This is a genomic window from Microbacterium sp. NPDC090014 (genome assembly GCF_044748285.1).
GTDB lineage: Bacteria > Actinomycetota > Actinomycetes > Actinomycetales > Microbacteriaceae > Microbacterium.
The window spans coordinates 297,313-323,916 of sequence record NZ_JBIVFS010000002.1; the positions used below are offsets into that span (position 1 = coordinate 297,313).

At 68.9% G+C, this 26,604-nt stretch carries 27 protein-coding genes; 16 read left to right on the forward strand and 11 right to left on the reverse strand.

Going from position 1 to position 26,604, the window contains the following annotated elements:
• Nucleotides 1-76: 76 nt before the first annotated feature.
• A complete protein-coding gene (locus ACIPV5_RS14830; RefSeq protein WP_053097600.1) occupies nucleotides 77-784 on the forward strand; it encodes a TetR/AcrR family transcriptional regulator in 708 nt (235 codons plus the stop codon).
• Between the two features lie 9 nt (nucleotides 785-793).
• Nucleotides 794-2,167, forward strand: a complete 1,374-nt coding sequence (locus ACIPV5_RS14835) for a pyridoxal phosphate-dependent decarboxylase family protein (protein WP_400341642.1) — start codon at nucleotides 794-796, stop codon at nucleotides 2,165-2,167.
• Nucleotides 2,168-2,208: 41 nt separating this feature from the next.
• Here ACIPV5_RS14835 and ACIPV5_RS14840 read toward each other — a convergent pair whose 3' ends face one another.
• Both ACIPV5_RS14840 and ACIPV5_RS14845 read right to left on the reverse strand, forming a co-directional pair.
• Nucleotides 2,209-3,261 (reverse strand): alpha/beta hydrolase, encoded by a 1,053-nt coding sequence (locus ACIPV5_RS14840; RefSeq protein ID WP_400341644.1) that lies wholly within the window; start codon nucleotides 3,259-3,261, stop codon nucleotides 2,209-2,211.
• Between the two features lie 108 nt (nucleotides 3,262-3,369).
• Nucleotides 3,370-3,894, reverse strand: coding sequence for a TetR/AcrR family transcriptional regulator (locus ACIPV5_RS14845; RefSeq protein ID WP_400341646.1), 525 nt, complete (start codon nucleotides 3,892-3,894; stop codon nucleotides 3,370-3,372).
• 82 nt (nucleotides 3,895-3,976) lie between these two features.
• On the opposite strand from ACIPV5_RS14845, the gene ACIPV5_RS14850 reads away from it, so the two are divergent.
• Complete coding sequence (locus tag ACIPV5_RS14850) at nucleotides 3,977-4,687, forward strand: MBL fold metallo-hydrolase (RefSeq protein ID WP_400341648.1); 711 nt, start codon at nucleotides 3,977-3,979, stop codon at nucleotides 4,685-4,687.
• Here ACIPV5_RS14850 and ACIPV5_RS14855 read toward each other — a convergent pair.
• From ACIPV5_RS14855 to ACIPV5_RS14865, 3 genes are read right to left on the reverse strand one after another with little or no spacing between them, the layout of a single operon-like run.
• A complete protein-coding gene (locus ACIPV5_RS14855) occupies nucleotides 4,684-5,235 on the reverse strand; it encodes a cysteine hydrolase family protein (protein WP_400341650.1) in 552 nt (183 codons plus the stop codon). The genes ACIPV5_RS14850 and ACIPV5_RS14855 overlap by 4 nt on opposite strands.
• Nucleotides 5,232-6,677 carry a purine-cytosine permease family protein gene (locus tag ACIPV5_RS14860; protein ID WP_400341652.1) on the reverse strand — a complete coding sequence of 482 codons (1,446 nt, stop codon included), beginning with the start codon at nucleotides 6,675-6,677 and terminating at the stop codon, nucleotides 5,232-5,234. Before ACIPV5_RS14860 ends, ACIPV5_RS14855 begins: the two co-directional genes overlap by 4 nt.
• Nucleotides 6,678-6,724: 47 nt before the next feature.
• A complete protein-coding gene (locus ACIPV5_RS14865) occupies nucleotides 6,725-8,008 on the reverse strand; it encodes a M18 family aminopeptidase (protein WP_394194593.1) in 1,284 nt (427 codons plus the stop codon).
• Between the two features lie 262 nt (nucleotides 8,009-8,270).
• Between ACIPV5_RS14865 and ACIPV5_RS14870 the strand changes: the two genes are divergently transcribed.
• From ACIPV5_RS14870 to ACIPV5_RS14880, 3 genes are all read left to right on the forward strand, one after another.
• Nucleotides 8,271-9,134, forward strand: a complete 864-nt coding sequence (locus ACIPV5_RS14870; protein ID WP_072591732.1) for an EamA family transporter — start codon at nucleotides 8,271-8,273, stop codon at nucleotides 9,132-9,134.
• A 162-nt stretch (nucleotides 9,135-9,296) separates the two neighbouring features.
• On the forward strand, nucleotides 9,297-9,698 hold the full coding sequence (locus ACIPV5_RS14875; RefSeq protein WP_261987849.1) for an N-acetyltransferase: 402 nt from the start codon (nucleotides 9,297-9,299) through the stop codon (nucleotides 9,696-9,698).
• Between the two features lie 466 nt (nucleotides 9,699-10,164).
• Nucleotides 10,165-11,691: a DUF222 domain-containing protein gene (locus ACIPV5_RS14880; protein ID WP_400341656.1), complete on the forward strand. Its 1,527-nt coding sequence runs from the start codon at nucleotides 10,165-10,167 to the stop codon at nucleotides 11,689-11,691.
• Nucleotides 11,692-11,846: 155 nt separating this feature from the next.
• Here ACIPV5_RS14880 and ACIPV5_RS14885 read toward each other — a convergent pair whose 3' ends face one another.
• Nucleotides 11,847-12,500 carry a response regulator transcription factor gene (locus ACIPV5_RS14885; RefSeq protein ID WP_222839407.1) on the reverse strand — a complete coding sequence of 218 codons (654 nt, stop codon included), beginning with the start codon at nucleotides 12,498-12,500 and terminating at the stop codon, nucleotides 11,847-11,849.
• A gap of 226 nt (nucleotides 12,501-12,726) precedes the next feature.
• On the opposite strand from ACIPV5_RS14885, the gene ACIPV5_RS14890 reads away from it, so the two are divergent.
• The gene (locus tag ACIPV5_RS14890; protein WP_187250275.1) at nucleotides 12,727-13,869 is read left to right on the forward strand and encodes a sensor histidine kinase; all 1,143 of its coding nucleotides are present in this window, start codon (nucleotides 12,727-12,729) and stop codon (nucleotides 13,867-13,869) included.
• Between the two features lie 316 nt (nucleotides 13,870-14,185).
• Here the strand turns inward: ACIPV5_RS14890 and ACIPV5_RS14895 are convergent, their stop codons facing one another.
• Complete coding sequence (locus tag ACIPV5_RS14895; protein WP_400341658.1) at nucleotides 14,186-14,929, reverse strand: GntR family transcriptional regulator; 744 nt, start codon at nucleotides 14,927-14,929, stop codon at nucleotides 14,186-14,188.
• Nucleotides 14,930-15,099: 170 nt separating this feature from the next.
• Between ACIPV5_RS14895 and ACIPV5_RS14900 the strand changes: the two genes are divergently transcribed.
• The 6 genes from ACIPV5_RS14900 (at nucleotide 15,100) to ACIPV5_RS14925 (ending at nucleotide 21,708) form a co-directional block, all read left to right on the forward strand.
• The gene (locus tag ACIPV5_RS14900) at nucleotides 15,100-16,029 is read left to right on the forward strand and encodes a phosphate/phosphite/phosphonate ABC transporter substrate-binding protein (RefSeq protein ID WP_053097587.1); all 930 of its coding nucleotides are present in this window, start codon (nucleotides 15,100-15,102) and stop codon (nucleotides 16,027-16,029) included.
• A gap of 129 nt (nucleotides 16,030-16,158) precedes the next feature.
• Complete coding sequence (phnC, locus tag ACIPV5_RS14905; RefSeq protein WP_363521041.1) at nucleotides 16,159-17,004, forward strand: phosphonate ABC transporter ATP-binding protein; 846 nt, start codon at nucleotides 16,159-16,161, stop codon at nucleotides 17,002-17,004.
• Nucleotides 17,001-18,737, forward strand: a complete 1,737-nt coding sequence (locus tag ACIPV5_RS14910) for an ABC transporter permease (protein ID WP_056279620.1) — start codon at nucleotides 17,001-17,003, stop codon at nucleotides 18,735-18,737. The genes phnC and ACIPV5_RS14910 overlap by 4 nt, the downstream gene beginning before the upstream one ends.
• On the forward strand, nucleotides 18,734-19,882 hold the full coding sequence (locus ACIPV5_RS14915; RefSeq protein ID WP_400341661.1) for a TIGR03364 family FAD-dependent oxidoreductase: 1,149 nt from the start codon (nucleotides 18,734-18,736) through the stop codon (nucleotides 19,880-19,882). Before ACIPV5_RS14910 ends, ACIPV5_RS14915 begins: the two co-directional genes overlap by 4 nt.
• Nucleotides 19,879-20,610: an HAD family hydrolase gene (locus tag ACIPV5_RS14920; protein ID WP_400341664.1), complete on the forward strand. Its 732-nt coding sequence runs from the start codon at nucleotides 19,879-19,881 to the stop codon at nucleotides 20,608-20,610. Before ACIPV5_RS14915 ends, ACIPV5_RS14920 begins: the two co-directional genes overlap by 4 nt.
• 9 nt (nucleotides 20,611-20,619) lie before the next feature.
• On the forward strand, nucleotides 20,620-21,708 hold the full coding sequence (locus tag ACIPV5_RS14925; protein WP_285363914.1) for an alcohol dehydrogenase catalytic domain-containing protein: 1,089 nt from the start codon (nucleotides 20,620-20,622) through the stop codon (nucleotides 21,706-21,708).
• 33 nt (nucleotides 21,709-21,741) lie between these two features.
• On the opposite strand, the gene ACIPV5_RS14930 is transcribed toward ACIPV5_RS14925, so the two are convergent.
• Both ACIPV5_RS14930 and ACIPV5_RS14935 read right to left on the reverse strand, forming a co-directional pair.
• Entirely contained in the window at nucleotides 21,742-22,320 is a 579-nt protein-coding gene (locus ACIPV5_RS14930) for a CinA family protein (protein ID WP_400341666.1), read from the reverse strand.
• Nucleotides 22,317-22,838, reverse strand: coding sequence for an FHA domain-containing protein (locus tag ACIPV5_RS14935; RefSeq protein WP_053097580.1), 522 nt, complete (start codon nucleotides 22,836-22,838; stop codon nucleotides 22,317-22,319). Before ACIPV5_RS14935 ends, ACIPV5_RS14930 begins: the two co-directional genes overlap by 4 nt.
• 171 nt (nucleotides 22,839-23,009) lie before the next feature.
• Here ACIPV5_RS14935 and ACIPV5_RS14940 point away from each other — a divergent pair, with 171 nt between their 5' ends.
• The 3 genes from ACIPV5_RS14940 to ACIPV5_RS14950 all read left to right on the forward strand — a co-directional run bounded on the left by ACIPV5_RS14940 (nucleotide 23,010) and on the right by ACIPV5_RS14950 (nucleotide 25,414).
• On the forward strand, nucleotides 23,010-23,360 hold the full coding sequence (locus ACIPV5_RS14940; protein WP_053097579.1) for a hypothetical protein: 351 nt from the start codon (nucleotides 23,010-23,012) through the stop codon (nucleotides 23,358-23,360).
• A gap of 153 nt (nucleotides 23,361-23,513) precedes the next feature.
• Nucleotides 23,514-24,398 (forward strand): SDR family oxidoreductase, encoded by an 885-nt coding sequence (locus ACIPV5_RS14945; RefSeq protein WP_400341669.1) that lies wholly within the window; start codon nucleotides 23,514-23,516, stop codon nucleotides 24,396-24,398.
• A gap of 44 nt (nucleotides 24,399-24,442) precedes the next feature.
• On the forward strand, nucleotides 24,443-25,414 hold the full coding sequence (locus ACIPV5_RS14950) for an EamA family transporter (RefSeq protein ID WP_400341671.1): 972 nt from the start codon (nucleotides 24,443-24,445) through the stop codon (nucleotides 25,412-25,414).
• A 12-nt stretch (nucleotides 25,415-25,426) separates the two neighbouring features.
• Here the strand turns inward: ACIPV5_RS14950 and ACIPV5_RS14955 are convergent, their stop codons facing one another.
• Both ACIPV5_RS14955 and ACIPV5_RS14960 read right to left on the reverse strand, forming a co-directional pair.
• The gene (locus ACIPV5_RS14955) at nucleotides 25,427-26,188 is read right to left on the reverse strand and encodes a membrane protein insertase YidC (RefSeq protein WP_053097576.1); all 762 of its coding nucleotides are present in this window, start codon (nucleotides 26,186-26,188) and stop codon (nucleotides 25,427-25,429) included.
• Nucleotides 26,189-26,250: 62 nt separating this feature from the next.
• A complete protein-coding gene (locus tag ACIPV5_RS14960) occupies nucleotides 26,251-26,523 on the reverse strand; it encodes a DUF6412 domain-containing protein (RefSeq protein ID WP_053097575.1) in 273 nt (90 codons plus the stop codon).
• Nucleotides 26,524-26,604: the final 81 nt, after the last annotated feature.

Consider the following 26,604-nt stretch of genomic DNA (forward strand, 5'->3'; position numbering starts at 1 on the left):
TGCTGATCACGACCTCGGCAACGAGAGTCGCCGTCGCTATTGAACACGCGATCAACGAGTGATACGGTAACCCGTGATGAAGACCACGTCAAGAGCCGCCGCACCGCGCAGGCTGCCGCCGGAGGAGCGCGAACGCTCGATCCTCGACGGCGCCGTATCGCTCGCCTCGGAGAGCGGCCTCGAGGCCCTCACCGTGCGCGCCGTCGCTGCGCGGGTCGGCGTCACACCCGCTCTCGTCGCCCACTACCGGCCCGTGATGGAGTCGTTCGTCGCCGAGGTCTTCACGACGATCGTCGCGGCCGAGCGCGAAGAGGTCATCTCCTCCTACGACCCGACTGTCGACCTGCGCACGAATCTGCTGCGTCTCATCGAGACGCTGCTCGACGACTCGCGCGACGACGTGGCGATGGTGTGGGTGCAGTCGTGGGCGCTCGGAGCCCGCAACGAGGCGCTCGGCACCCGGGTGCGCACCGAGATGGACCTCTGGCACAGCGCCCTCGAAGACCTCATCGCCCGGGCGATCGCCGAAGATCCGGCAGTGCGGGTCGATCCCGATTCGTCGGCGTGGATGCTGCTCGCCATGGTCGACGGGATGAGCGCCCACTCGCTCGTGCACTGGGCGCCGCGCGATCGGGCGGCACTCGCTCGCCGCACCCTCTCCGCCGTGCTCGATGTCCCCGTGACGGACGTTCCGGAGCCCTCCGTTCCGGTGTCGGACGATCTCGAGCCCGGCGCAGCACGACGGGCAGCACAGCCCGCACAGCCCGCAGAAACCCTCAGGTAAGGACAGCTCATGGGAGCAGAACGCATGCACGCGGCCTCGGCCGAATCGACGGCGATCGTCGATGCAGTGCTCGACTACTCGCGCCGGCGGATGCTCGCGGCCGATGTGCCGCTCGACAAGCCCCAGTCGCCCGCCGAGCTCGACCGTCTGGTCGGCACGACGATCACCGATGCGGGTCTCGGATCGCAGCGGGCGCTCAGCGTGTTCGAGCACATCCTCGCTCCCGCCTGCCTGACGACGAGCCACCCGGCGTATCTGTCGTTCATCCCGACGGCGCCGACCATCGCGTCGATCGCGTTCGACCTCGTGGTCTCGGCATCCGGCCTCTATGGCGGCAGCTGGCTTGAGGGCGCAGGAGCCGTGCATGCCGAGAACGAGGTGCTGTCGTTCCTCGCCTCCGAGTTCGGCCTTCCCGACACCGCGGGCGGGGTGTTCGTGCAGGGCGGCACGATCGGCAACCTGTCGGCACTCGTCGCGGCGCGCGAGGCGGCGAAGGCGAAGCTGCTCGACGCGGGCAAGGAGCTGCCTCGTCGCTGGAAGATCGTGTGCAGCGTCGAGGCGCACTCCTCGAACAAGTCGGCGGCGAAGGTCATGGACGCCGACGTGCTGCTCGTGCCGGCCGGAGACGACGGCGTGCTGAGGGCGGACGCGGTGCGCGACGCACTCGCCGAGCACGGCGACGAGATCTGCGCGGTGGTCGCCACCGGCGGCTCGACCAACTTCGGCATCGTCGACGACATCGCCGGCATCGCCGCGCTGAAGGACGAGTTCGACTTCTGGCTGCACATCGACGGCGCGTACGGGCTGACCGCCATGCTGGCCCCCGAGGCCCGGGGTGTCTTCGCCGGGGTGGAGCGAGCCGACTCGGTGATCGTCGATCCGCACAAGTGGCTGTTCGCGCCCTTCGACTGCTGCGCGCTGATCTACCGTGACCCCGATGCGGGTCGTCGCGCGCACACCCAGCACGCCGAATACCTCGACACGCTCACCGACGCGGGCGACTTCAGCCCGTCGGACTACTCGATCCAGCTCACCCGGCGCCCCCGGGGGTTGCCGCTCTGGTTCTCGCTCGCGACGTACGGGGTGACGGCGTATCGCGAGGCCGTGAGCGCGACGCTCGCTCTGACGCAGCGGATCGCCACCGAGATCGCCGCGCGGCCCGAGCTCCGTCTCGTGCGCGACCCCCAGCTGTCGGTCGTCGTCTTCGAACGCGAGGGCTGGGAACGCGGCGACTACGACCGGTGGTCCGACGAGCTCCTCGACTCGCAGCGTGCGTTCGTCGTGCCGAGCTCGCACGGGGGCCGACCGAACACCCGCTTCGCGATCCTCAATCCGCTCACCACGTTCGACGACCTCGTCGGCATCCTCGACACGATGAAGTAGGCAGCGGGACACGAAAGACGGCCCACGCCGACCCCGCCCCGTCAGCGGGTGGTGTGCGCGTCCAGGAAGTCGATGGTCTTCTGCAGGGCCGTCTGCGCATCCGGCATGTCGAGATGGAACTGGTATTCGTGGGGCAGCTGCGGCTCGTGCGGCGCAGGCCAGAAGAGGGTCGTCACGTCGACGCCGAGCGCGTCGAGCCGCTGGGCCATGGGGATCGACTGCAGCCAGGTGAGACCGTCGCCGTTGCCGCCCGAGATGTAGGTCGTCGGGAAGTCCTCGGTGACCCAGTCGATCGTCGACATCGTGGCACCGGTCGAGTCCTCGGCCCAGGTCTTGGTGCCTGAGTACGCCCACATCGAGGTCTTCAGCCCCCAACCGGCGATGCCGTCGAGCGTCGCGAGTGCGGCCAGGTCGTAGACGCCGCAGTTCAGCACGGTCGCCACCACCTGCTCGGCCTCGAGCGCCGGGGTGACGTCCATGATCTCGGCGTAGTCGGGGCTCGTGATGAGCGTCGCCATCTGACTGGCCAGCTGACCTCCGGCGGAGTCGCCCGCGAGCACGATCTGGGTCGGGTCGACGCCCAGCTCGTCGGCGTGCGCGTCGATGTAGGCGAGCGCGTCGTTGAGCTGGTGCACGGCGAGCGGATACACCCCTTCGGGTCCGATCGTGTAGTTCACGGCGATGGTCGTGTAGCCCTCCGCAGCGAGGATCCGCATGTACGGGTCGACGTTCTCCTTCGATCCCGAGATCCAGGCGCCGCCGTGAATCCAGACGACGGTCGGAAGCGGGCCCGTGGCGGATGCCGGTGTGAAGACGTCCATCGTGGTGTCGGCGCCTCCGTCCGCATACGCGAGATCGAGCTTCTCGGTGAGTTCGGTGTCGGGCACGTGCTTGTCCATCTCGGCGGCAGTCTCGTCGCCGCCCCGGGTGAACACCGCGCGAATGACCATCGCGGACGGCCAGGGGGTGAGCGCGCCGATGATCGCCACCACGGCGACGACGATCAGTACGATTCCGACCGCCACCTTCGTGCGATGCCAGGGGCGACGACCCTTCGGGTGGACGGATCCGTCGTCGTGCGTGCTCGCCGTCATGGAAACCCCTCTCCGCGCATCATCTTGGCAGTATTCCGGTTGCTCTTCGGCGCAGCCGCTCGCCGAGCGGCGAGATCGGCAGGCCGCCGGGGCGGGTGCTCCGACCTCTCAGGCGGTCAGTCCCGCGAGTATGCGCTCCACCGCGTAGTCGAACGCCTCGTCGACGTCGCCGCCCAGACGGAAGGCTCCGGCGAGTTCCATCTGCAGGAACCCTGTCGCCCAGGAGGTGAAGAGCCGGGCCGCATCGAGCGCCCGATCCGGCCCGACGAGAGCGGCGCATGAGCGCAGCACCGGAACAGACGTCCGGTGCAGGGCGTCTTCGGGCGCGGAGGCGGTGAACAGCAGGCGGAACGCGTGCGGGCGCTCGTGCGCGAAGGTGCGGTATGCGATGGCGAGGAGGGGGAGCTCGTCGCCTGCCGCGTCGAGCCTGACCGTCAGCGCGTCGGCCGAGGCCTCCGCCACTGCGGAGAGCAGAGCGTCACGATCGCGGATTCGCTTGTAGAGGGAAGGTGCGCGGACGCCCACCCGCTCGGCGACCGCCTGCATGGTGAGTCCCGCGGGTCCGGCGGACTCGAGGATGTCGCGACCGGCGTCGATGATGGCCGCCAGCGAGGTTCGTTCGGGGGTCGGCATCCGGGTCTCCTTCATGGCTATTGACATTAGCTATGATAGCTACGTAGTCTAGCCATCATAAGCCACCGCGAAGGGAACGGCCATGAAGCTCGCACCGCACCTGCATCGACTCGGCAACGACATCGTCGCGTCATACCTCATCGATCTGCCCGAGGGGATCACGCTCGTCGACGCCGGGCTGCCCGGCCACTGGAACGATCTGCAGCGCACCCTCGCAGAACTGGGGCGCCCGCTCTCCGACATCCGGGGTCTCGTCCTGACCCACGGCGACAGCGACCACATCGGGTTCGCCGAGCGGCTGCGCAGCGAAGCAGACGTGCCGATCTTCATCCATAGCGCAGACGCGCACCGCATGCGCACGGGTGAGAAGCCGAAGACCCCGATGGGACCCGCTCGCGTCGGTCCACTGCTCGGCTTTCTCGCGTACGGCGTGCGCAAGAACGGGCTGCGCACGCGCCATGTCACCGACGTCATGACGGTCGCCGACGGCGAGGTCCTCGACCTGCCGGGATCTCCGGTCATCATCGGCATGCCGGGACACTCGCCGGGCAGCATCGCGGTGCACATTCCCGCAGCGGACGCGGTGTTCGTCGGCGACGCCCTCACCACGCGCCATGTGCTGACGGGGCAGGTCGGTCCTCAGCCCGCGCCGTTCACGGATGAGCCGACCGAGGCCATCGCGTCTCTCGACAGGCTGGCTGCCGTGTCGGCATCATGGGTGCTGCCCGGGCACGGAGCTCCGTGGCGGGGGTCGCCCGCCGACATCGCGGCCGCGGTGCGCGCGGAGAGCTAGAGCCTCGACAGCACGGAGGCGGTGTCGCTGATCGTGATCTGCGGCGGGTAGAGACCCATCACCTGCATCGCGGCCGCATGATTCTCCGCCGTCGATCCCGCGCAGGCGTCGCCGACCACGGTGACGTGCGCTCCGGCATCCGCTGCGGCCAGTGCGGTCGAGATGACGCAGCAGTCGGTCGCGACACCCGTCAGCACGACGTGCGCCCTTCGGCCGACGACCGCCTCGATCTCTGTGCCCCACTTGCCGAAGGTCGGCAGGTCGAGAGTCGGATGCGGCGACAGCCCGGCCGCGTCGGGGACGAGGTCGAACAGTGGATCCGTCGGCGGCTGGTCGGCGAACGGCCACGCGGCGAAGTAGGCGCCCCACGAGGTCGAGCGGTCTGCCGTCGGCATCCAGCGCGTGACGATCACGCGGTCGCCGAAAGCCGTGGCCAGCTCGCGGATGCGCGGCATCGTGTCGGCGAAGAACGGCGATCCCCACGCAGATCCGGGCGACGCGAAGATCTGCTGAGGGTCGATCACGATCAGCCAGGGACCGTCGCTCACGCCGAGGCCTCCTGCGCGCGGATCTTTCCGGCCCGGGCGAACCAGGTCACGACGAACGACAGCACGAGGGCGAAGAAGACCCCGAGGTTGGCATAGGCCCAGTCGCCGTCGACACCCCCGACGAGGCCGAGGAGGTAGCCCTGCCAGTTGTTCCACGGCGCCGCATCCGCGAATCCGTTGAGCACGAAGCCCCAGCCGATCACGCTCGCGATCACCATCGTGCCGATCGAGATCCAGTCCCACGCGCCGTAGCGGCCGCGGCTGTCGAAGAGCGCCTCGTCGTCGTAGTCCTTCTTGCGGCGCAGGATGTCGGCGATCAGGATGCCGGCCCATGACGCCAGCGGCACGCCCAGCGTGATGAGGAAGCTCTGGAACGGACCGAGGAAGTCGGTCGCGAAGAACACCACGTAGATCGTGCCGATCGTGAGGATCACGCCGTCGATCGCCGCCGCGGACGGGCGGGGGATGCGGATGCCGAGGCTCAGCAGCGTGAGGCCCGAGGAGTAGATGCCCAGCACCGCGCCGGAGACGAGCGCCAGCACGGCGGTGAGCAGGAACGGAACGAGCACCCAGATGGGCAGGATCGTCGCGAGCGCGCCGATCGGGTCGGCGGCGATCGCCGCGCTGAGCTCGTCGTCGGATCCGGCGAGCAGCAGACCGAAGATCACGAGGACCACAGGAGCCACCGAGCCGCCGATCGTGTTCCACAGGACGATCGCTCCGTCGGATGCCGTGCGCTTCTGGTACCGCGACCAGTCGGCGGCGATGTTGATCCAGCCGAGGCCGAAGCCGGTCATGACCATGACGAGAGCGCCGGTGACCTGGCCGATCCCGCCGTCCGGACGCGCGAGGACGGCCGCCATGTCGATGCTCGGAGCGGCGAGGACGATGTAGAGCACCGTCACGATGCCGGTGACCCAGGTGAGCACCGACTGCAGCTTCATGATCGTGTGATAGCCGAGCACGGATGCCGCGACGATGAGCGCGGCGACGATCACGGTGGCGGTGATCTTCAGCGCGATGCTGTCGCCGTCACCGCCGAGCTGCGTGATGACGGTGGCCGTGGCGAGCACGGCCATGATCGCGAGGAACGTCTCCCAGCCGATCGACGTCAGCCACGAGACGATGCCCGGAACCTTCTGCCCCTGCACGCCGAACGCCGCACGGGACAGCACCATGGTGGGCGCCGAACCGCGCTTGCCGGCGATCGCGATCAGTCCGCACAGCAGGAACGACACGACGATGCCGATGATCGACACGAGGGTCGCCTGCCAGAACGAGATGCCGAAGCCCAGCACGAACGAGCCGTACGACATGCCGAACACCGAGACGTTCGCCGCGAACCACGGCCAGAAGAGGTCGCTCGGCTTCGCGGTGCGCTCGGATTCGGGGATGATCTCGATGCCCGCGCGCTCGATGAGAGCAGGCTTGATGTCCGTCATGCCATCATCCTGGCACTGCGCAGGGCCCGCGAGGGCGTCGGCAGGGCTCAGCCGGCGAAGAAAGCTCCGGCGACGCGGGTGAGGTCGTGCAGGTCCGAGACGCCGGCGAGCTCGCGCGCCGAGTGCATCGACAGGATCGGGATGCCGACGTCGACCGTGCGGATGCCGAGACGCGTGGCCGTGATCGGGCCGATCGTCGAGCCGCACGGCACGTTGTTGTTCGACACGAACTCCTGCGTGACCACGTCGGCGGTCTCGCACCAGCCGCGCCAGGCGGCGGAGCCGACGGCATCCGTCGCGTAGCGCTGGTTGGCGTTGAGCTTGAGGATCGGTCCCGAGCCGAGCACCGGCTGCACGACGGGGTCGTGCTTGTGCACGTAGTTCGGGTGCACCGAGTGGCCCACGTCGCTCGACAGGCACCACGACGCGGAGAACGCGCGTCGACGCTCGGAGGCGTCGGCGCCGAGCGCGTCGTAGACGCGGCCGAGGATGTCTTCGAGCAGGGGGCCGCCCGCGCCGGAGCGGGAGTTGGAGCCCAGTTCTTCATGGTCGAACGCCGCGAGGATCGCGATCGGTCCGCTGACGGCCGTATCGATCTTCTCGAGCGCGACGACGCCGGCGTGCACCGAGGCGAGGTCGTCGAGTCGGCCGGAAGCGAAGAACGCGCGGTCCTTGCCGAAGATCGCGCCGCGCGCTGTGTCGGCGATCACGACGTCGTAACCGCGGATGTCGGATGCCGAGACGCCGGCCGAACCGGCGAGCTCGGCCAGGATGTCCTCCTGGGTCGGGTCGCCGAGGCCCCAGACCGGCTGCGTCTGGAACTGCTTGTCGAGCGCGAGGCCCGTGTTCGCCTCGCGGTCGAGGTGGATCGCGAGCTGGGGAAGCCGCAGCAGCGCTCCCGTGTCGGCGAGCACCACGCGTCCGTCGGCGAGGGCCAGCCGTCCGGCGAGACGCAGCTCGCGGTCGAGCCACGAGCTCAGCAGCGGACCGCCGTACACCTCGACGGCCGCCTGCAGCCAGCCCCTCGAACCGGTCGTCGGCTGCGGCTTGAGCTTGAAGCCGGGGGAGTCGGTGTGAGCACCCAGGATGTGAGCGGGCGTGGTCGCGGTGGCGTCCCCCGGAACCGTCCACGCGATCGCGGCACCGTCTCGCACGACGACATAGCGTCCGCCGGGGGCGACATCCCAGGCCTGATCCTCTTCGAGACGCGCGAAACCGGCATCCTCGAGGCGCCTGGCCACCTCGGCGGCGGCGTGATAGCTCGAAGGCGAGGCGGCGACGAAGTCGGCGAGATCCTCGGCGTGGGCGAGAGCGTCCGGGGTGACGGGCATGAGCGACCTTCCTGCAGGGGCGGTCCTTCGATCGTAATCGGCGACTCGATGCGCGATCTCCGCGACGGTCGGATGGCGGTCGTTCACCTTCTCGTCACCATCGGCCGGTACGGTCGATCTCGATAGCGCCTAGGGTTCCGGGGTTCGTCCCGTCTGGTCCGAGCGGCGCCACGGTGCTCCTCCGCAGGAGCGCCGTCATCTGACAGGACAAAAGCCCGGAGGACCCTGTTCGTCGCGCCCGCGAAGAACGGAAGGGTCTCTGATGTCCGCTCTCGCCTTCGCTCTCGTCCTCGCCGCAGCCGTCACGCACGCCGCCTGGAACATCATCGCCCACGGCGTGAGCCGCGCAGGGACGCCGTTCCTCTGGTGGGGGGCCGTCGGAGGAACCGCCGTCTGGATCGGGGTCGTGCCGTTCACCGGCGGGCTCGGCACCGACGACGTGCTGGCGTTCCTGCTCGGCGTCGGAGTCTCCGGTGTGCTGCACGTCGCCTACATGGCGGTGCTGCAACGCGGATATCGCGAAGGCAATCTCTCGACCGTCTACGCGACGGCTCGGGGAACCGGGCCGTTCCTTTCTGTGATCGTCGCCGTGCTGGTGCTCGGGGAGCGTCCGTCGGCCCTCGCGCTCGCCGGCGTCGCGGCGATCATCCTCGGAGTCGTCGCGATCGGTCTCGTCGACCGAGGACGCGCCGACCGGTCGCGTCGCCTGGATCCCGGGCTCGTGTTCGGTCTGCTCACCGGCGTCGCGATCGCGGTCTACACGATCTGGGACGCCAACGCCGTGCGCACGTGGAACCTCTCGCCCGTCGCCTTCATGGTGGGGACGATGCTGCTCGAGATCCCGTTCTACTCGCTCGGCGTCCGAGGCCGATGGGCGGCCGTTCGCGCGCTCGGCCGCACGCAGTGGAAGCGCATCGTGGCTTTCAGTATCCTGTCGCCGCTCTCGTACATCCTGGTGCTCACGGCCATCCAGATCGCTCCGGTCGCACTGGTCGCGCCGCTGCGCGAAGTCAGCGTCGTGCTGGTCAGCCTGTTCGGCGTCTTCGCCCTGAAGGAGAGCAGGCCCGGATGGCGTCTCGCCGCGTCCGCGGTCGTCGCCGGCGGGATCGTGCTGCTCGCGCTGTAGCGGTGGGTCTGCAGCGGTGGGGCTGTGGTCGTGGTTCTGTGGTCGTGGTCGTGGTCGTGGTCGTGGTCGTCGTCGCTTCGGGTGCGTGGCCTGCGTGATTGTATGGATGCTGTGTGCGCCGCGTGGGGTCTTCGAGAGAGCAGTCCGTCGGATGCGCACTGGATGTCGGAGCTGCGAGCGATCGTCATGCGCGCCGATCTGGAGCGTCTCGGACGCTTCGACCCGGTGCGTGTGCGGCAGCGGTTCCTCGATGGGTTCGTCCCGCAGAACACGCGAGTGATCGTGGTTGCCGGGCAGGACGTGGGGCTCATCGCGGTGAGGCCCGAGAGTGACGCGGTGTGGATCGAGCACTTCTACCTCGATCCCGCTCAGCAGGGCCGCGGCCTCGGCTCCGCGGTGCTGGCGGACGCCTTGGAGACGCGTCATGCGGGCGATGACCGGCCGTTCCGCCTCAATGTGCTGCAGGGCAGTCCGGCGCGACGGCTGTACGAGAGGCACGGCTTCGAGCTCGAGAGCGAAGACGCGGTCGACGTCTTCATGAAGGCCGAGCCGCTCCGGCGCTGATCGGGTACCCCAGTGACGGGTGCTTCGCGGCGGGCGCTCCGTGGCGGGCGTTCGGTGTCGCGCGCACGGTGTTCCGTTGTCCGGCGTTGTCGACTGGCTTTGTTGTGGGGCGTTGTCGACTGTCTTTGCTTCCTGTTCTTGCCGTCTCGTCTCCTGTGTTGCTTGTTTTCTCGAGTCGCGTGTCTCGTTCCTGGGGTCAGCGGCCTGGGGTCAGCGGTCTGGGGTCTCGTTCCCGTTGTCTCGTTCCTCGTGTCTTGTTCCTCGTGTCTTGTTTCTCGTGTTGTTCCGTGTGTCTCGTTCCTCGTTCCTCTTTTCCGTCTCTTCCTCGCTTGTCGACTGGTCTCTCCGCTCCTCTTGTGCCTGCGTTGTGCGGCATTCCGGGAGATTGGAATACGTGCTCTGATCTGGTCTAAATCGGACTGGTTTCGGGGGTCGAATGTCGGTGGTTCCGTGTTGACTCGAGGGTATGAACAGCATCGTGGGGCGTCTGGGTCGGGTCGTCGCTGACCTTGATGCGGTGCTGTGTGATGACGCGCTGGCGGGGTTGAGCGATGCGGAGCGTGTCGCGGTGCTGCAGGCGGCGGGGGCCGTGTTCCGGCGGGCCGAGGCGGTGATCGTGGCAACCGTGGCGACCGGGGATCCTGTGGATTTTCCGCATGCGGCAGGGTGTCGCGGGGTGAACGAGCTGGTGCAGCGGATGGTGGGCGTGGATGTGCGGGGTGCGTCCCGGGTCGACAGGGTCGTCGATCTGGTGCGCCGGCCGGTGAGTCTGGCGGGGGAGCGGATGCCGGCGCGGTGGTCGGAGATGCGCGTGGCCTTGTTGGATGGTGTGGTGGGTGTCACGGGGTTTCTGGCGGCGACGGGCCCGATCGAGCGGGTGTGGGACCGGTTGAGCGTGGATCAGCGGTTGGCGGCGGATGTGGCGTTGGCGGGGTGCGCCCGCGGGCACGGGATCGGCGGGGGCGCGGATTCTGGTCCGGCGCCGACGGTGCAGGATCTGAAAGCTCTTGCGGAGGATCTCGCCTCGATGTTCGACCCGGACGGGGAGGAGCCGAAGGATGAGGACGCGCGGCGCAAGCGCGGGATCACGATCGGTCGTCTCACGGACGGGATGCATGCGATCCGGGGGTATCTGACTCCGGATGCCGCGGCCCAGTTGCAGCTGATCCTGGACGCGATGCTGAACCCGAAGGGTGACGGCCCGCCCATGCCGGGAGTGTTCTTCATCCCCAGCGGTGACACCGGTCACACAGACACAGACACAGACACAGACACCGACACCGGTGTTGACCCGGGTGTTGATCCGTTCAATATGGATGAGCGCAGCGTGCTCGATGATCGCACCGCGTCGCAGAAACGCCACGATGCTCTCGCCGCCGCTCTCGCGATAGCCGCCCGTCACAAGGACATGCCCACGCTCGGTGGCGCATCCCCGGTGCTCGTCGTCACCGTCGACGCGACAGACCTCGCCCACCATGCGGAAGGTTCTGCTTTCGGTGCGGGCATCGCCGGCGCGGGTGGTGGTGCGGGCAGCGGCGGGTGGGCGACGATCCCTGGATCCGGTGCGCATGTGCCTGTGTCCGTCGCGGCGCAGACCGCATGTGCGGGGGCGATCCAGCGGGTGCTCCTGGACGAGGGGCGCATCATCGGGATCAGCACCACCGACCGCGTGTTCACCGTGCATCAACGCCGGGCGATCATCGCCCGCGACAAGGAATGCCTCATCCCCGGGTGCCACGTGCCCGCATCCTGGTGCGAGATCCATCACGTCACCGAACACGCCCGCGGGGGGCCGACCCATACCGACAACGGTGTGCCGCTGTGCTGGTGGCACCACCGATCCCTGGGCACCTCGCAGTGGGAGATCCGTATGAAGAACGGGCTCCCCGAAGTCCGTGGACCGAACTGGTGGGACCCCGACCAACGCTGGCGCACCCCACAACACAGCCTCCCCGCGGACCGTGACCGAAGGCGCCTCGTTCGAACCGGGTGATACGCGGCGGCATCCTCACGGCAAGTGCTGCTGATCCCGAACAGCCGGCCAGACTCAGCGAGCCGGACTCACAGTGCCCGGCTCAACGGGCTCGCCTCAGCAGTCTCACTCCAATGATCCCGCCGGTCAGCGATCCCGCCGGTCAGCTGCCCGCTTCAGCGGAAGTCGACCAGCCCGGCGTGCGCTGCCGTGACGAGGATCTGCACGCGATCGCGCACGTGCCACTTCGACATGATGCGGCCGAGGTGGGCCTTCACGGTTCCCTCCGACACGATCAGTGTGCGCGCGATCTCGGCGTTGGACATCCCCTGCGCGAGTCGCTGCAGCACCTCCTGCTCTCGATCCGTGAGCGCCTCCAGGGTGTCGTCGCCGCCGACGGGCTCCGTATCCCGCACGTGCTTGATCAGCAGCGACGCGATCCGCGGCGACAGCGAGCTCGCTCCGCTGTACACCTCTCGCACACCTTCGAGAATGCTCGCCGCGCTCGAGTCCTTCAGCAGATAGCCCGACGCACCTGCGCTGAGCATCGGAAGCACGGTGTCGCTGCCGTCCAGCGTGGTGACCGCGAGGATCTTGATCTCAGGCCAGCGTTCGCTGATCACCGCCGTCGCCTCGATGCCGTTCATCTCCGGCATCTGCACGTCCATCATCACCACGTCGGGACGCTCGCGTTCCACGACCTCGATGCCCTCGAGCCCGGACTCCGCCTCGGCGATCACCGTGATCTCCGGGTCGCGGGAGACGAAGTGAGAGAGCGCTGAGCGCACCAGGGGATCGTCATCGACGATCACGACGCGGATTTGGGACATGGAGGAAGCCTAACCGGGGTCTACCTGCGGCGCGAGGTATTAGACCTTTGGCTATCGAGGTGTAGCCGTGAGACAGATGTGCCGCTCGCAGATCACCGAGAAGATGAGTACATCGCTAGTCAAAAGTGCAATAAAGGAGGTGAACGTATATGTCTTTCTGGAACCAGGTTGGTCACTTCTTCGGCTTCTACCGCTAATATATATGGCGAAAAGGAGATACTGAAGTATGGCTTCAAGTCTTTCGACGGGTGACCGCTCTGACGTCACCCGACTCGGCAGGGGCGAGAAGCTCAGCACGATAGAACGCATCGCCGTTTTGGCGGTCGTCGGGACCATCGTCATCTTCGACATCGTCGGACTGTTCCTCCCTCCGGGGCTGGAACCTCTGACAGCGGCAATCGGGATCGCATCCACTGCAGTCCTCGGCCTCTTCCTCTGGTCGCCACTCATCGCGACATACGCCCTCGGCGTCGTGTTCGCCCTATCCTTCATCCCCGGCATCGAAGCCCAGGTGCTGACCGTCGCCGCTTTCGCGGCCGGCTTGATCGTGCGCCTGGGGTGGACCTCACTGGTCCTGTCCTATGTCGGAGTCTTCCTCGTCGCATCCGCGTTGGTCGCCATGGGCGATTCGACGGATGCGTTCAACATCGGCATCTTCCTGGTCGGCGCCGCAGTATCCGGAGCTGTCGGCTATGCGCTTCGCCTGGCATTCGCTCGAGGGCGGACGCTCGAGATGCAACTGGCCGAGAAGGCCGAGCAGGAACGCCAGGCAGTACTCGCTGAGCGGCGCTGGATCGCCGGCGAGCTGCACGACAGCATCGCGCACCACCTCACCGTGGTGGCGCTGCACGTGCAGATGCTCGACGACGATCGCACGAGCAGAGATTCGCAGGAGGCGATTCGCATCGCCGCACGTAAGGCGATGACCGACCTCCGCTTCGTGATCGACCTCGCAGACGACGGACCCCGCTCCGAGGGAATGCCCTCCGGTGATCTGGTGGCCTCCGTCGAGGAGGCCGCGCAGGAGTTCGAAGCCGCCGGCCATGCCGTGGCCGTCATCGGCGACCCCTCCGATGAGCGCGTCCCGCGGGCCGCCGAGATCATCCTCGCGCGCATCATGCGAGAGTCCGCCACCAACGTCCTCAAGTACGCCGGCGCGGGCGAAGTCGAGATCCGATTCGACATCGACGACGACGCCGCGAAGATGGCGGTGAGCAGTCCGCTCTCCATCACGCCGCGTCGCGAGCTCTCCTCGAGCCGCACGGGCATCGGCCGCATGGCCGAACGAGTTCTCGGTGCCAGCGGCGAATTCAGCGCCGGCGAAGTCGACGGCCGCTGGGTCGTCTCGGCGCTGCTGCCGATCGTCTGACGCCTCCAGCATCCCAGCATCCCGGCTTGAAAATGGCAGGGGATTGCGTACCGGTATTCCGGTACGCTGGGAGCAGGATCCGCGGAATTCCGGGGTTTTCGACGTGAAACCTAGACGAAAGTCCAGGGTAGATCTCGACTATAGACCGTGTTCCATGGTGTAGCCGGGCGCTTACATTGGGTATACCCCAGAAATAGCGCATCCCCAGCGCTGTGATCGCGAGCGCGGTCTTTGGAATCTGATCCCCATCGCGCTCGCGATCGGCTTCTTCCGACGAGTCACCTCGAGGAATCGATGCCGATCGACTGGCCGGCTGTCAGCCGCCCACCGCACGCATGTAGTGCCCGTCCGTCGAGATCCCCGACGCCGCGACCGTGAACCGCACTACCTCGCTGAGGTAGCGATCTTCGGATGCCTCGAAGATGCGCCCGCCCGCATCACGGGAGATGCGGCTGAGTCGAAGGATCGGCGTTCCCTGCGGCACGCGCAGCAGGGCGGCATCCTGCTCGTCGGCGGCGACGGCGTCGATCTGGTGCTCGAGCCCGACGATCGGGTGTCCCACCGACCCGAGGTACTCCGTGATCGAGATCTCGTCCGTGTCGACGTCGAGCAGTCGTCGTCCTACTGCCTCGGTGTAGAAGAGCCGCTCGAGCATCGTCGGCCTGCCGTCCAGCAGGCGCAGTCGCACGACGCTGACGATCGTGTCGTCGGGCGACACTCCGAGCAGTTCTGCGCGGTCACCGGCCCTGCGAAGGCTCAACTCCTGCGTCTGCGCGCCCGGAGTCACCCCGAGATCGCGGGCCCAGCGAGTGAACGGCACCGACACATCGACCGCCTGGCTGGCCTTGCGCGACACGACCCGCGCGGGGCGTCCCCGCCCCGTCTCGATCAGGCCCTCTCCGCGCAGGGCGGCGAGAGCGTTCCTGATCGGACCCCGCGAGGTGCGCCACCGTTCGGCGAGCTCCGCCTCGGTCGGCACGTCGTCGCCGGGGCGCAGGGTGCCCGCCGCGATCTGCGCGCGGAGGTCGTCTGCGATCTGGGTGTATACAGCTTCGGCCACATAGGCATACTACTTCGCTATCAAGGCGGAAGGGTTGCGCGTTCCCTCGACGTTCATCCGAGGAAAGACCGGGTGAACGGACCTTGAACTCTTCCAAGTTAGGTACATATCTTGGCTGTTGCCCTGTCAGAGTGGCTCGTGGATCACCCCTCCCACTCTGAAAGGTCCTCATGAAGCTCCGCGCTCTCCCCGTACTCGCCGGCGCCGCGATCCTCGCGCTCGGCCTCGCCGCCTGCTCCGGCTCCGCAGAGGCCACCGGCGCGTCCGGTGCCGACGCATCATCGGCCGCCGGCGGATTCGCCGTCGACGAGAACACGCTCGTCTTCGGCGTCGTGCCCGACTCGGTCGACACCGAGACGAACTACCAGCCGCTCATGGACTACATCGCCGAGATCACCGGCAAGACGGTGGAGTACCACGAGTCCACCGACTACGCGGCGCTCATCGAGGCCGCGGTCGCCGGCAAGGTCGATGTCGCCTCGTTCTCGGGTTTCACCTACGTCACCGCCACGAACAACGGCGCGAAGCTCACCCCGATCTCCTCGATCGTGACCGAGGAAGGCCAGGAGCCCGGGTACTACTCCCAGGCCATCGTGCCTGCCGACAGCGACATCTCGAGCATCGAGGACTTCGCCGGCAAGAAGGTCTGCTTCGTCGATCCCTCGTCGACGTCGGGATACCTCTTCCCCTCCTACAACCTGCTCGAGGCGGGCATCGACCCCAAGACCGACATCACGCCCGTCTTCGCGGGCAAGCACGACGTGAGCGTGCAGAAGGTCGGCGAAGGCGTTGAGTGCGAGGTCGGATTCGCCGAGGACTCCGAGGTCGAGAAGTCGGATGCCGTCAAGGTCATCGACGAGACCATGGTCCCCGGAGCGCCGCTCGTCTACTCGTCGACTCTGCCGGACGACGTCGCGCAGGAGCTCATCGACGGACTCTCCGAGATCACGATCGACGACATCATCGCCGCCGGCATCGAGGGCGCGGACACTGATGCGTTCCGCAGCGTGTTCTACGCCACCAAGCCCGTCGACGACGCGTACTACGACCTGATCCGCGACATCTGCAAGGAGACCGAAGCGGAGCAGTGCCAGGGCTGACGCCCGATCGCTGACCGCAGCGTCAGCCGAGCGCCCCCGTTCCGCAGTGTGCTCCCACCCCGGGGCAGCGGAGCGCGGGGCGCTCACCCGCAAGAACCACGCTCGACGCCACGACCCTGGAGAACTGACATGAACACGGCATCCGATGCCCTCATCCGCCTGGACGGTGTGACGAAGACCTTCGGCTCGACCACCGCGCTGAAGAACGCATCGCTGCAGGTCTCACGCGGCGAGATCGTCGTGCTGCTCGGGCTCTCCGGCTCGGGCAAGTCGACGCTGCTGCGCCACCTCGACGGTCTCGAGGTGCCGACCTCGGGCGAGATCGAGGTGCTCGGCGCGAAGGTCCCGACGCTCAAGGGCAAGGCGCTGCGCGCCCTCCGCAGCCGGGTGGGATTCATCTTCCAGCAGTTCGAGCTCGTGCCCTCGCTGACGGTGCTCGAGAACGTGCTCACCGGATCTCTGTCGGAGGTCCGCGGCCCGCGGCTCGGCCTCTGGGGCTACTCGAAGGCGGCGAAGCTGCGCGCCCTCGAGCACCTCGATCGCGTCGGGCTGCTCGACCGGGCCTATCAGCGCAGCGACACCCTCTCCGGCGGCCAGCAGCAGCGCGTGGCGATCGCCCGCGCCCTGATGCAGAAGCCCGACATCCTGCTCGCCGACGAGCCCGTCGCATCCCTCGACCCGGAGTCCAGCGACCAGGTGATGGCGCTGATCCGTGAGATCGCCGCCGACGAGGGGCTCACGGTCGTCTGCAGCCTGCACCAGGTCGACCTCGCGATCTCGTGGGCCGACCGCATCGTGGGGCTGCGCCACGGCGAGATCGTGCTCGACACCCCGACCGGCGACCTGACCAAGGCCGAGGTCATGGAGATCTACGGCCGCGTCGCCACGACCACCGCAGAGATCCGCGCCGTGCAGGACGAACTCACTGAGATCACGGTCGACGTCGCCCAGCTCGACAAGGCGCGGGCCTCATGACCGTCCTCTCGGACCCGCCTCGGGCGCACGCGACCCCCGCACGCACGAGTGTCGCCGATCGAGCTCCTCGCCGCCCGATCTCCGCCGAGCGCATCGCCGCCGGGCTGACGCTGCTGGCGCTCCTGGTGCTCGGCATCCTCGCCGTCGACGAGGTCGGCATCTCGATCCCGGCGATGGTGCAGAGCTGGGGCAACGCCGAGAACTTCATGGCCCGAGTCGGCGGCCTCTCGTTCCCTGAACCGGCCGACCTCGCCTGGCTGATCGCCCTGACCGTGGGGCTCGTGCTCGTCGGCACGTTGCTCGCCGCCGCCCTGTCGGTGCCGATCGCCTACCTCGCAGCCTCCAACACGACCCCCGGCAACGGATGGCGTGCCGCCGCGCGGTTCGTGGGAGTGCTCACCCGAGCGCTGCCGGACGTCGTGCTCGCGATGGCGTTCGTTCTCATGTTCTCGCTCGGCACCCTGCCCGGCATCCTCGCCATCGGCATCCATTCGATCGGGATGATCTCGAAGATGTTCGCCGACGCGATCGAGCAGATCGACGAGGGCCCCCGGCTCGCGATCCGCGCCGCGGGCGGATCGAAGATGCAGGAGTTCGCCTCAGGAATCCTTCCCCAGGTGCTGCCGAGCTGGGTCGCGACGGTGCTGCACCGCAACGACATCAACCTGCGCGGCAGCGTCGTGCTCGGCTACGTGGGCGTGGCCGGCCTCGGACTCGAGATGTCCTACGCCTTCAAGTCGCTGAACTACGGCAAGGGCCTCGGCATCGCCCTGGTCATCTTCATCCTGTGCGTCGTGATGGAGATCGTGTCGAGCCTGGTGCGCGGGGCAATGCTCGGCCAGCAGCGGCAGACGCGGTCGTGGATCGACCGCATCATCCACCCGCGACTGCGCGGGGCGACGGGCGCGGCGACGACGGAGCGCCCGGAGTGGGCGGCCAGCCCGCAGACCGCCGTGCGTCGACCGTGGACCGCGGAGCGGGTGCGCAACACGATCGGCATCGGGACGGCGGTGCTCGTCGTCATCGGCAGCGTCGTCGTCAGCCAGATCAACTGGATGGACTTCTTCACCTTCTGGGCCAAGCTCCCCGAGGTCGCAGCGAAGTTCTGGCCGCCGTCATTCGGCAGCTATGAGGCGTCGGCGATGATCGCGGCCATGCGGGACACGGTCGCGATCGCACTCGCGGCGACGGTGCTCACGCTGCTGCCGTCGCTGATCCTCGGCTCCCTCGCCGCGAGCAACGTCGCACCCGGAGCGGGAGCGCGGGGCATCGCGCGCTTCCTGCTCGTCGGCATCCGCGGCATTCCCGAGCTGATCCTCGCGATAGTGCTCGTCGTCATCACCGGCCTCGGCGCCCAGGCGGGAGTCATCGCGCTGGCCATCGGCGGCATCGGTCTGCTCGGCAAGCTGATCGCCGATTCCCTCGAGGAGGTCGACCGTGGGCCCGAACGGGCCCTGCGGGCGGTCGGCGCCACCCGGCTGCAGACCTACGCCTCGGCGACCGTGCCGCAGGGCATGCAGGCGCTCATCGGGCACAGCTTCTACATGCTCGACACGAACATCCGCGCCGCGACCATCCTCGGCATCGTCGGCGGAGGCGGTGTCGGGTACTACCTGCTCAACGCCAGCCAGGGTTCGCGCTATGAGACCGTGACGGCGATCGTGCTGATGATCCTCGTCACCGTGCTCGTCGTCGAAGGGCTCGCGATGTGGATGCGCAAGGTGTTCCGATGAGCGGCCGCGCCGGCTCGACCGACTCCGTCGACCTCGTGGTCGTCGGCTCGGGGATCATCGGCCTCGGCGCCGCGTACGCGGCGGTGCGGCGGGGTCTGAGCGTCATCGTCGTCGACAGAGCGGATGCTCCCGTCGGCGCGACGATCCGTAACTTCGGCCACCTCTGCATCGGCGCGCAGACGGGGGAGGCCCGGCGCTACGCGGACCTGTCCAGAGACCTGTGGCTGCGCCTCGCTCAGGATGCGGGGTTCTGGATCCGCGAGTCGGGGACACTGGTCGCCGCCCGCCACGCCGACGAGATCGCCGTGCTCGAGCAGGCGGCGGCCGATGGCGGCATCCGGATGCTCGATGCGGATGAGCTGCTGCGCCTCGCCCCGCTCCGTCGCCGGGGACTCCTCGGTGGAGCGCACATCGAGACCGACCTGCAGACCGATCCGCGCACCGCCGCCGCGGCGATCGTGCGGCACCTCGCAGGACTGGGCGTCGACTTCCGCTTCCGCACGGCGGCGACCTCCGTCGCCGGACGCCGCGTCGAGACGACGAGAGGCGCGATCACCACAGGCGCGGTCGTCGTCGCGGCGAATCACGACATCGACCAGCTGCTGCCGGAGGTGGCGGAACGGTCAGGCGTCGTCCGGTGCGCTCTCGACATGATGCGTGCAGCGGTGAGTCTCCGGCATCCGCTCTCCGCCCCGCTGCTGACCGGGTGGTCGCTCGTCCGCTACGGAGGCTTCGCCGACGGTGCCGCCACCGCCGCGCTCCGCGATCGCCTGCATTCGGAGCGTCCGGACCTCGCCGCGCTCGATCTCAATCAGATGTACACGCAGCTGCCGGACGGCACGCTCATCATCGGCGACTCGCACGCCACATCGACCGCGCCGGAGCCGTTCCAACCCGAGGCCGCGTTCACGGCGTTCCTCGCCGAGGCGGAGGCGCTGTTCGAGATGCCGGCCCCACGGGTGCTGGAGCGCTGGCAGGGCGTGTATGCGAAGGCGTCGAAGGACTTCCTCATCGACACGGTCGACGAGGGGGTGCTGGTGCTCGCCGCGACCACCGGCATCGGAATGACCACGGGTCTGGGGCTCGCCGAAGAGAATCTCACCGCCGCCTTCGGGTGGACACCTGCAATGGAAGGAACCCCATGACCACTCAGCTCGACGCAGCTCCGGCACCGGCGCTCGAACTCATCGTGCTCGACATGGCCGGCACGACCGTGCTCGACGACGGGGTCGTCGAGACGGCGTTCCAGCGCGCCGCCGAACGCACCGGAGTCGCCGATCGGATGCCGTGGGATGACGCGCTCGCGCACGTGCGCGCCACCATGGGGCAGTCCAAGATCGAGGTCTTCACGCATCTCGCGGGAGGAGACCGTGCCGCCGCCGAGCGCGCGACGGCCGCATTCGAAGGCGCCTACGCCGAGATCGTGGCCGAGCAGGGGGTCACCGAGATCCCCGGGGCGGCCGATGCGATCCAGGGGCTGAAGGACGCCGGTCTGCGGGTCGTGCTCACGACCGGATTCGCGCCGGTCACCCGCGATGCTCTGATCGACGGTCTGGGCTGGCGCGGGCTCATCGACCTCGCCCTCTCGCCGGTGGACGCCGGGCGCGGGCGTCCGGCACCCGATCTCGTGCTCACGGCGCTGATCCGCACGCAGACCTCGTCGGTCGCCGCTGTCGCTGTCGCCGGAGACACGATCAGCGACGTCGAGTCGGGCCGCCGCGCAGGCGCCGGTCTCGTCGCCGGCGTCCTGACGGGCGCCCACGACGCGGGCGCGCTCGAGCTCGCCGGTGCCGACGTCGTGCTCGCGGACGTGACGCATCTTCGCGGCACGCTCACCGAGCGCGGGCTGCTCCCTCTCGTGCCCACGGTCTGAGGTCCTGACATGGGAACTCTGCTGATCCGTCCTCCCGGCCACCGTCGCGACGTGGCCCTGCGGCCCGCGGCCACAGCGATGGTGTGGATCGGTGAGGGCCACCCGCACGAGATGATCGCCGTGCCCGGTGTCGCGCTCGGTGAGCACGACGTGCTCGTCGCCGTCGAGATGTCGACGATCTGCGGGTCCGACGTCCACACCGTGCACGGACGTCGGTCCGCCCCGGTGCCGCTGGTGCTCGGACACGAGAGCGTCGGACGTGTGATCGCCCTGGGCGACGGCGGGGCCTCGACGGTCGACGGCGTCCCCGTGCGCATCGGGGATCGGATCGTCTGGTCGGTCACGATCTCGTGCGGCACCTGCGACAGGTGCGCCCGGGGTGTGCCGCAGAAGTGCCGCACGCTCGGCAAGTACGGTCATGACCGCATCGGCGTGCACGGCGACCTCACCGGCGCGTTCGGCTCGCACGTCCAGGTGCGGGCGGGCACCGCGATCGTGCGGGTGCCCGAGTCCCTGCCGGCCGCGGTGCTCGCTCCGGCATCGTGCGCGACCGCGACCGCCTGGGCCGCCGTCGCCCGGGCTGCGCGCGATCACGACCTCGACGGCGCGACCGTCCGCATCCACGGAGCCGGACTCGTCGGGCTCTCGGCCGCGGCGATCGCGGTGGAGCACGGCGCGACGGTCGAGGTGCTCGACCCCGCACCCGAACGGCTGGCTCTGGCCGCACGCTTCGGCGCCGGTCCGATCGATCGTGATCCGGATGTCGTGATCGAGGCCTCGGGGCATGCCGTGGCCGAGGCGCTCACCGGCGTCGCCACCGGGGGCACGGTCGTGCTGGTCGGGAGCGTCTTCCCTGCCGAGCCGGTGCCCCTCGACGCCGAGAGCATCGTTCGCCGGCTGGTGACCGTCACCGGCGTGCACAACTACACGGGATCGGAGCTCGCCGAGGCTGTCGCATTCCTCGCAGGACGAGGACGCGCCTACCCGTTCGTGGACGCGGTCGGGGAAGTGCGGCAGCTCGCCGACCTCGACGAGGCCATCACCGCGGCATCCGCACCCGGCGCGCCGTTGCGCATCGGCGTCGTACCCGGACGCTGACGGGAGACGGGTCGAGCGCAGGAGAGCCAGGGCTCAGGCCGTGGGCTCTGCCGCGCCATCTCCCTCGGCGTCGTCTTCGGCGTCGTCTTCGGCAGCCGCGGATGCCGAAGACTCCGGTCCCGAGCGCCGCGGCCCCGCAGGGCGGATGCCCTCGGCATGGAACGCGAGCAGCCGCATGGCGGTGTCGACCGTCTCGTCGAGGACTTCCTGCGGATCGCCGCTGAGCGCCAGCCTGCGGTGACCGACCCCGTCGCCCGTGGCCCATCCGACGTAGACGGTGCCGGGCTCGTGCCCGCCTTCAGGATCGGGCCCGCCGACCCCCGTCGTCGAGATGCAGACGTCGGCGTCGAACAGCCGCAGTGCGCTCGCGGCGAGATGCTCGGCGCACTCGGGGGAGCACGGATCCGTTCCCGGCGTGAGTCCGAGCAGTCTCTCCTTCACATCGGTGAGGTAGGCCACGATGCCGCCGGCGAACCACGAACCGGCGTCGGCCCCCGCGCCGATCGTGCTCGCCAGACGTCCCGAGGTCAGGGATTCGACCACGCAGATGCGCAGTCCGCGCTCAGCGGCGACGTCGCTGACGCGGTCCAGCGGTGACTGCTCTGCTGTCACTTCTCTTCAGCGGAGTCCGCGTGCGTCGGGGCGTCGGACTCGATGGTCGCCTCGTCGGAGTAATCGGGCCGCGGGGGCTGCAGCGGCTGGTCGGAGTACTCGCCGCCGAGGCGTCCGCCGTACGGGCGCCCGTGGTCGGCGAACTCGTCGCGTGCGTAGACCAGCTCCCACTCGCCGACGGTGAAGCGTGCGCCGGTGCGCAGCGTCTGGGTGCGATCGCCGGGGTGGGTGGCGGTGGCGTCGGGGTTGCTGTTCATCTCGCCCTCGCCGTGGAGTTCGAGGACGTACTCGTCACGGTCGTCGTGCGTGATCGTGGCGTGCACGGGGTCGGCGCCGTCGAGCCGCAGCTCGTTGTCGGCAGCGGAGCCGATGCGCACCACGTCGACCTCGAGGGCGAACTCGGCGCGCTCGCCGTCGCGCGTGACGCGCAGGCGCGGGTTGCCCTCGCCGAACTCGGCGTGAGTGGTCGTGGGGGTGTAGCCCTCATCGGAACGGTCGTCGATGTGTCGTGCGTTCATGGTGGGTCTCCTCGCGGTTCCTGCCAGGATATCGGCGAAGGGATCCGCACGCAGGGGGTTGACTTCGGCCCGCTCCGACCCCGTCTGGACAGCCCGCTCGGGCCGACGCATCGAGGGCCTGCGGTCCCATAAACTGCATGACGAAGACCTGCACACCAGAGGAGAGGGCGAATGGGCAAGTTCATCTACGAGGGCAGCGTGAAGACCGAGATCGAGGATCGCGCCCTCACCCACCTGCAGCTCGTGATGACCGCCAAGCTGCGACGCGCCGAGCCGTTCCCGTTCAGCTGGCGCGAAGACGCGAGCGTCGGCGGCGGCCGCACGACGGTGTGGGTGCAACCGGGCAGCTCGCTCGTCTTCAAGTACTTCGGCAGCAGGCAGCCGTCGATCAACCGCGCCTGGATCGAGGCGCTCGCCTTCACCGCGAACGCGCCGAGCGGGCTGTATCTCGTTCCCGAGCCACAGGACACGTCCGGCCCCGTCGCGCCGGCCGACGACGAGCCTGCCGCTCCCGGGGCCTGAGCGGCCCGAGCCATTCACCTGTCGAACTCCGATCGTCGATCGAGGTGTCGATTGTCAACCCCCTCCCGAGGGCGCCGACGGGCCGCGAGTCTCGTTGAACGCCCGACTCAGGCCACGCACGATGATGGCGAGTCGCGAGGAAGAGGAGACACCATGGCAGACAGCACCCCCGACCCCCGCAGCCAGCATCGCGACGAGGAATTCCCCGGTCAGCAGCAGAACCAGCCGGGACTGACCGACGACATGCGCCCGACTCCGGACCACGGCGAGGAGTCGTACGTGGGCCACGGGCGTCTTGAGGGGCGTCGAGCCCTGATCACCGGCGGGGATTCCGGAATCGGCCGAGCCGTCGCGATCGCCTTCGCCCGCGAGGGAGCCGACGTGGCGATCGTGCACATGCCGGAGGAGCAGGCGGATGCCGACGAGACCATCGACCTCGTGCGCGCCGAAGGCCGCCAGGGGCTGAGCCTCGCCGGCGACGTCCGCGACGAGGCCTTCGCCACCGAGGTGGTGACCGAGACGCGGAGCGCCTTCGGCGGCCTCGACATCCTGGTGCTGAACGCCGCGTACCAGCACGACATCGACGGCTTCGAGAATCTCGAGACCGACCGCCTCCGCCGCGTGTTCGAGACCAACCTCTTCGGCCTGCTGTACTCGGCCAGGGCCGCGTACCCGCATCTGGAGTCCGGCTCCAGCATCATCGTCACGTCGTCCGTGCAGGCCTTCGAGCCGTCGCCCAACCTCATCGACTACGCGATGACCAAGGCGGCGCAGGTCGCGTTCGTCAAGGCGCTCGCCGAGGAGGCGGGAGAGCGCGGCATCCGCGTGAACGCCGTCGCTCCCGGCCCCATCTGGACGCCACTGATCCCGGCCACCGGCTGGTCGGACGAGCGGGTGAAGACCTTCGGATCCGACACGCCTCTCGGCCGGGCCGGACAGCCCGCAGAGCTCGCCGGCGCCTACGTGTACCTCGCGTCGGCGGAGTCGTCGTACACCTCCGGCGCCGTGCTCGCGGTCACCGGCGGCAAGCACCTCTGACGGGGCCGGTTCGCCGGCATCCGCGCGCGCCGTAGGCTGGCTGGGTGAAGCAGTCCACGCCGTCCCGTCCGCTCGTGGGCGTCGTGCTCGTGGTCTGCTCGTGTCTGTCGCTGCCGTTCGGGGCCGCGGTCGCGGCCCAGCTCTTCCCGGTGCTCGGCCCGTGGGGTGTGACCTCGCTGCGCGTGGCGATCGCGGCGCTGCTGCTGGTCGTCATCGTGCGCCCGAGACCGTTCCGGTGGACGAAGTCGCAGTGGCTCGCCGCCGTGCTGTTCGGGGTCTCGCTCGCCGCGATGAACGGCTTCTTCTATGCCGCGATCGACCGCATCCCGCTCGGTCCGGCCGTCGCGATCGAGTTCCTCGGGCCGCTCGTCCTTGCCGCCGTGCTGACCAGGCGCCTCGTCGATGCCGCCTGGGTGGGGGTCGCGCTGCTCGGGATGGTGCTGCTCGGCGTCGACGGACTGATCGGCGCCGAGCCCCTCGATCCGCTCGGGATCGTCTTCATCCTGATCGCCGCCGGCTTCTGGGCCATGTACATCCGGATGAGTGCCCGGGTGGGTGCCATCATCCCCGGCAGCAGCGGACTCGCGGTCGGCCTGGTCGTGGCCGCGATCCTGCTGATCCCGGTCGGTGTGCCGGCCGCGGTCACCGTCGCGGGCGACATGCAGCTGCTGCTGCTCGCCGCGGTCACCGCCGTGCTGTCGTCGGTGATCCCCTACAGCTTCGAGCTCGCCGCGCTGCGTCGCCTGCCGCAACGCGTGTTCGGCGTGCTCCTGAGCCTCGAGCCCGCATTCGCGACGCTCGCCGGGTGGCTGATCCTCGGGCAGTCGGCGACTCCGCTGCGGATGCTTGCGATCGCCCTGGTGGTGGCAGCGAGCGTCGGCACGACGCTCGGCGTGCGACGTCAGCGCCGTCGAGACGATGCGGCCGCAGCCCGAGAGGTCGGGACCGGGCCCGACGGCGCCCGCCGCGACGACGAGCCCGGTCCCTTCACCGCGCCGATCCCGCTGCCCGAATGACCGGCCGACCCGTCAGGCGCTGACCGCAGCAGGCACGGGCAGCGGATAGCGGCGCCGCAGCAGCATCCGCTGCACCAGCGTCCAGACCACGGTCACGGTGAGATACAGCGCGGCGGCGAGCGGCACGAACATCGCGAAGACGGCCGTCAGATAGTGCAGAGCGCTGGTCACACGCAGCATCGTCGGCGAGTTCAGCGGCGAGTCGTCGTCGACCACGGCCGGCCGGAAGACCCGTCGTGTGATCTCGGCCACCACGATCATCACGGCGATCAGCGCACCGAAGACCCACAGCGTCTCCGGCGTCGCCGTGCCGCCGAAGACGGCGGAGACGAGACTGGTGCCCAGCGGTGCACCGAACAGGTCGTGCGTGAGCAGGTCGTTCGGGTGCCCGGCGATGTCGGGGCGGATGAACAGCGTGTACAGGATGCCGACGACCGGCGCCTGAGCGAGGACCGGCAGCATCCCGGCGAACGGAGACGTGTTCTCGGAGCGGTAGAGCTCGAGCATCTCCTTCTGCAGGCGCTCGGGATTCTTCTTGTGCCGGCGCTGCAGTTCGCGCAGCCGAGGAGCCAGGCGCGCTCTGGTCTGCTCGGCCTTCGCCTGCGAGACGCCGACGGGAATGAGCAGGGCGCGCACGAGAAGCGTGACGAGCACCACGGCGAGTGCCGCGGCGGATGCTCCGGCGAGCGGTTCGAGCAGTGCGGAGAGCCCGGCGAGGGCGCCGTACGCCGCGTCGAGCAGGAAGGTCAGGGGTGGGAAGGCGAAGATGTCCATGGAAGTCCGTTCGTGTGTCGGGAAGGGTCGGCGAAAGCCGCGCAGTCCCGTACGAGGACGGACTACGCGGAGACGGCGACTCCCGGCGCACGAGGACGCGGGTGACCGGCGGCGTCAGGATCGCTCTGGGCGAGCAGGGTCGAGACGTCGATCGCCCGCAAAGGGTGCGGGGCGCTGCGTGGAGAGGGCGGTGCGACGCTCAGCGCCACGGCGATCGTGAGGGTCGTCAGGGCGATCAGCGCGATCGCGACACCGAGTGCCGCGGCATCCGGCACCGCGATGACCCCGAGCGCGGCCGCGACGAAGCCGAGCATCTGCCCGAACCATTCGCTCATGCGCGCCTCCCTGATCCCTCACGCCGAGATTATCACCGGCATCCGAGTGCGGCATCGGTCGCGCGCCCGCCTCGGGGCAGG

Excerpts from the sequence above, each read along its gene's own strand:
- ACIPV5_RS14840 (WP_400341644.1), bottom strand. The coding sequence starts at position 3,261 with ATGACGGCGAGCACGCACGACGACGGATCCGTCCACCCGAAGGGTCGT.
- ACIPV5_RS14835 (WP_400341642.1), top strand. The coding sequence starts at position 794 with ATGGGAGCAGAACGCATGCACGCGGCCTCGGCCGAATCGACGGCGATC.
- ACIPV5_RS14860 (WP_400341652.1), bottom strand. The coding sequence starts at position 6,677 with ATGACGGACATCAAGCCTGCTCTCATCGAGCGCGCGGGCATCGAGATC.
- ACIPV5_RS14955 (WP_053097576.1), bottom strand. The coding sequence starts at position 26,188 with ATGGACATCTTCGCCTTCCCACCCCTGACCTTCCTGCTCGACGCGGCG.
- ACIPV5_RS14920 (WP_400341664.1), top strand. The coding sequence starts at position 19,879 with ATGACCACTCAGCTCGACGCAGCTCCGGCACCGGCGCTCGAACTCATC.
- ACIPV5_RS14875 (WP_261987849.1), top strand. The coding sequence starts at position 9,297 with ATGTCGGAGCTGCGAGCGATCGTCATGCGCGCCGATCTGGAGCGTCTC.
- ACIPV5_RS14890 (WP_187250275.1), top strand. The coding sequence starts at position 12,727 with ATGGCTTCAAGTCTTTCGACGGGTGACCGCTCTGACGTCACCCGACTC.
- ACIPV5_RS14885 (WP_222839407.1), bottom strand. The coding sequence starts at position 12,500 with ATGTCCCAAATCCGCGTCGTGATCGTCGATGACGATCCCCTGGTGCGC.
- ACIPV5_RS14925 (WP_285363914.1), top strand. The coding sequence starts at position 20,620 with ATGGGAACTCTGCTGATCCGTCCTCCCGGCCACCGTCGCGACGTGGCC.
- ACIPV5_RS14870 (WP_072591732.1), top strand. The coding sequence starts at position 8,271 with ATGTCCGCTCTCGCCTTCGCTCTCGTCCTCGCCGCAGCCGTCACGCAC.
- ACIPV5_RS14935 (WP_053097580.1), bottom strand. The coding sequence starts at position 22,838 with ATGAACGCACGACACATCGACGACCGTTCCGATGAGGGCTACACCCCC.
- ACIPV5_RS14915 (WP_400341661.1), top strand. The coding sequence starts at position 18,734 with ATGAGCGGCCGCGCCGGCTCGACCGACTCCGTCGACCTCGTGGTCGTC.
- phnC (WP_363521041.1), top strand. The coding sequence starts at position 16,159 with ATGAACACGGCATCCGATGCCCTCATCCGCCTGGACGGTGTGACGAAG.
- ACIPV5_RS14940 (WP_053097579.1), top strand. The coding sequence starts at position 23,010 with ATGGGCAAGTTCATCTACGAGGGCAGCGTGAAGACCGAGATCGAGGAT.
- ACIPV5_RS14900 (WP_053097587.1), top strand. The coding sequence starts at position 15,100 with ATGAAGCTCCGCGCTCTCCCCGTACTCGCCGGCGCCGCGATCCTCGCG.
- ACIPV5_RS14910 (WP_056279620.1), top strand. The coding sequence starts at position 17,001 with ATGACCGTCCTCTCGGACCCGCCTCGGGCGCACGCGACCCCCGCACGC.
- ACIPV5_RS14960 (WP_053097575.1), bottom strand. The coding sequence starts at position 26,523 with ATGAGCGAATGGTTCGGGCAGATGCTCGGCTTCGTCGCGGCCGCGCTC.
- ACIPV5_RS14945 (WP_400341669.1), top strand. The coding sequence starts at position 23,514 with ATGGCAGACAGCACCCCCGACCCCCGCAGCCAGCATCGCGACGAGGAA.
- ACIPV5_RS14865 (WP_394194593.1), bottom strand. The coding sequence starts at position 8,008 with ATGCCCGTCACCCCGGACGCTCTCGCCCACGCCGAGGATCTCGCCGAC.
- ACIPV5_RS14880 (WP_400341656.1), top strand. The coding sequence starts at position 10,165 with ATGAACAGCATCGTGGGGCGTCTGGGTCGGGTCGTCGCTGACCTTGAT.
- ACIPV5_RS14845 (WP_400341646.1), bottom strand. The coding sequence starts at position 3,894 with ATGCCGACCCCCGAACGAACCTCGCTGGCGGCCATCATCGACGCCGGT.
- ACIPV5_RS14850 (WP_400341648.1), top strand. The coding sequence starts at position 3,977 with ATGAAGCTCGCACCGCACCTGCATCGACTCGGCAACGACATCGTCGCG.
- ACIPV5_RS14830 (WP_053097600.1), top strand. The coding sequence starts at position 77 with ATGAAGACCACGTCAAGAGCCGCCGCACCGCGCAGGCTGCCGCCGGAG.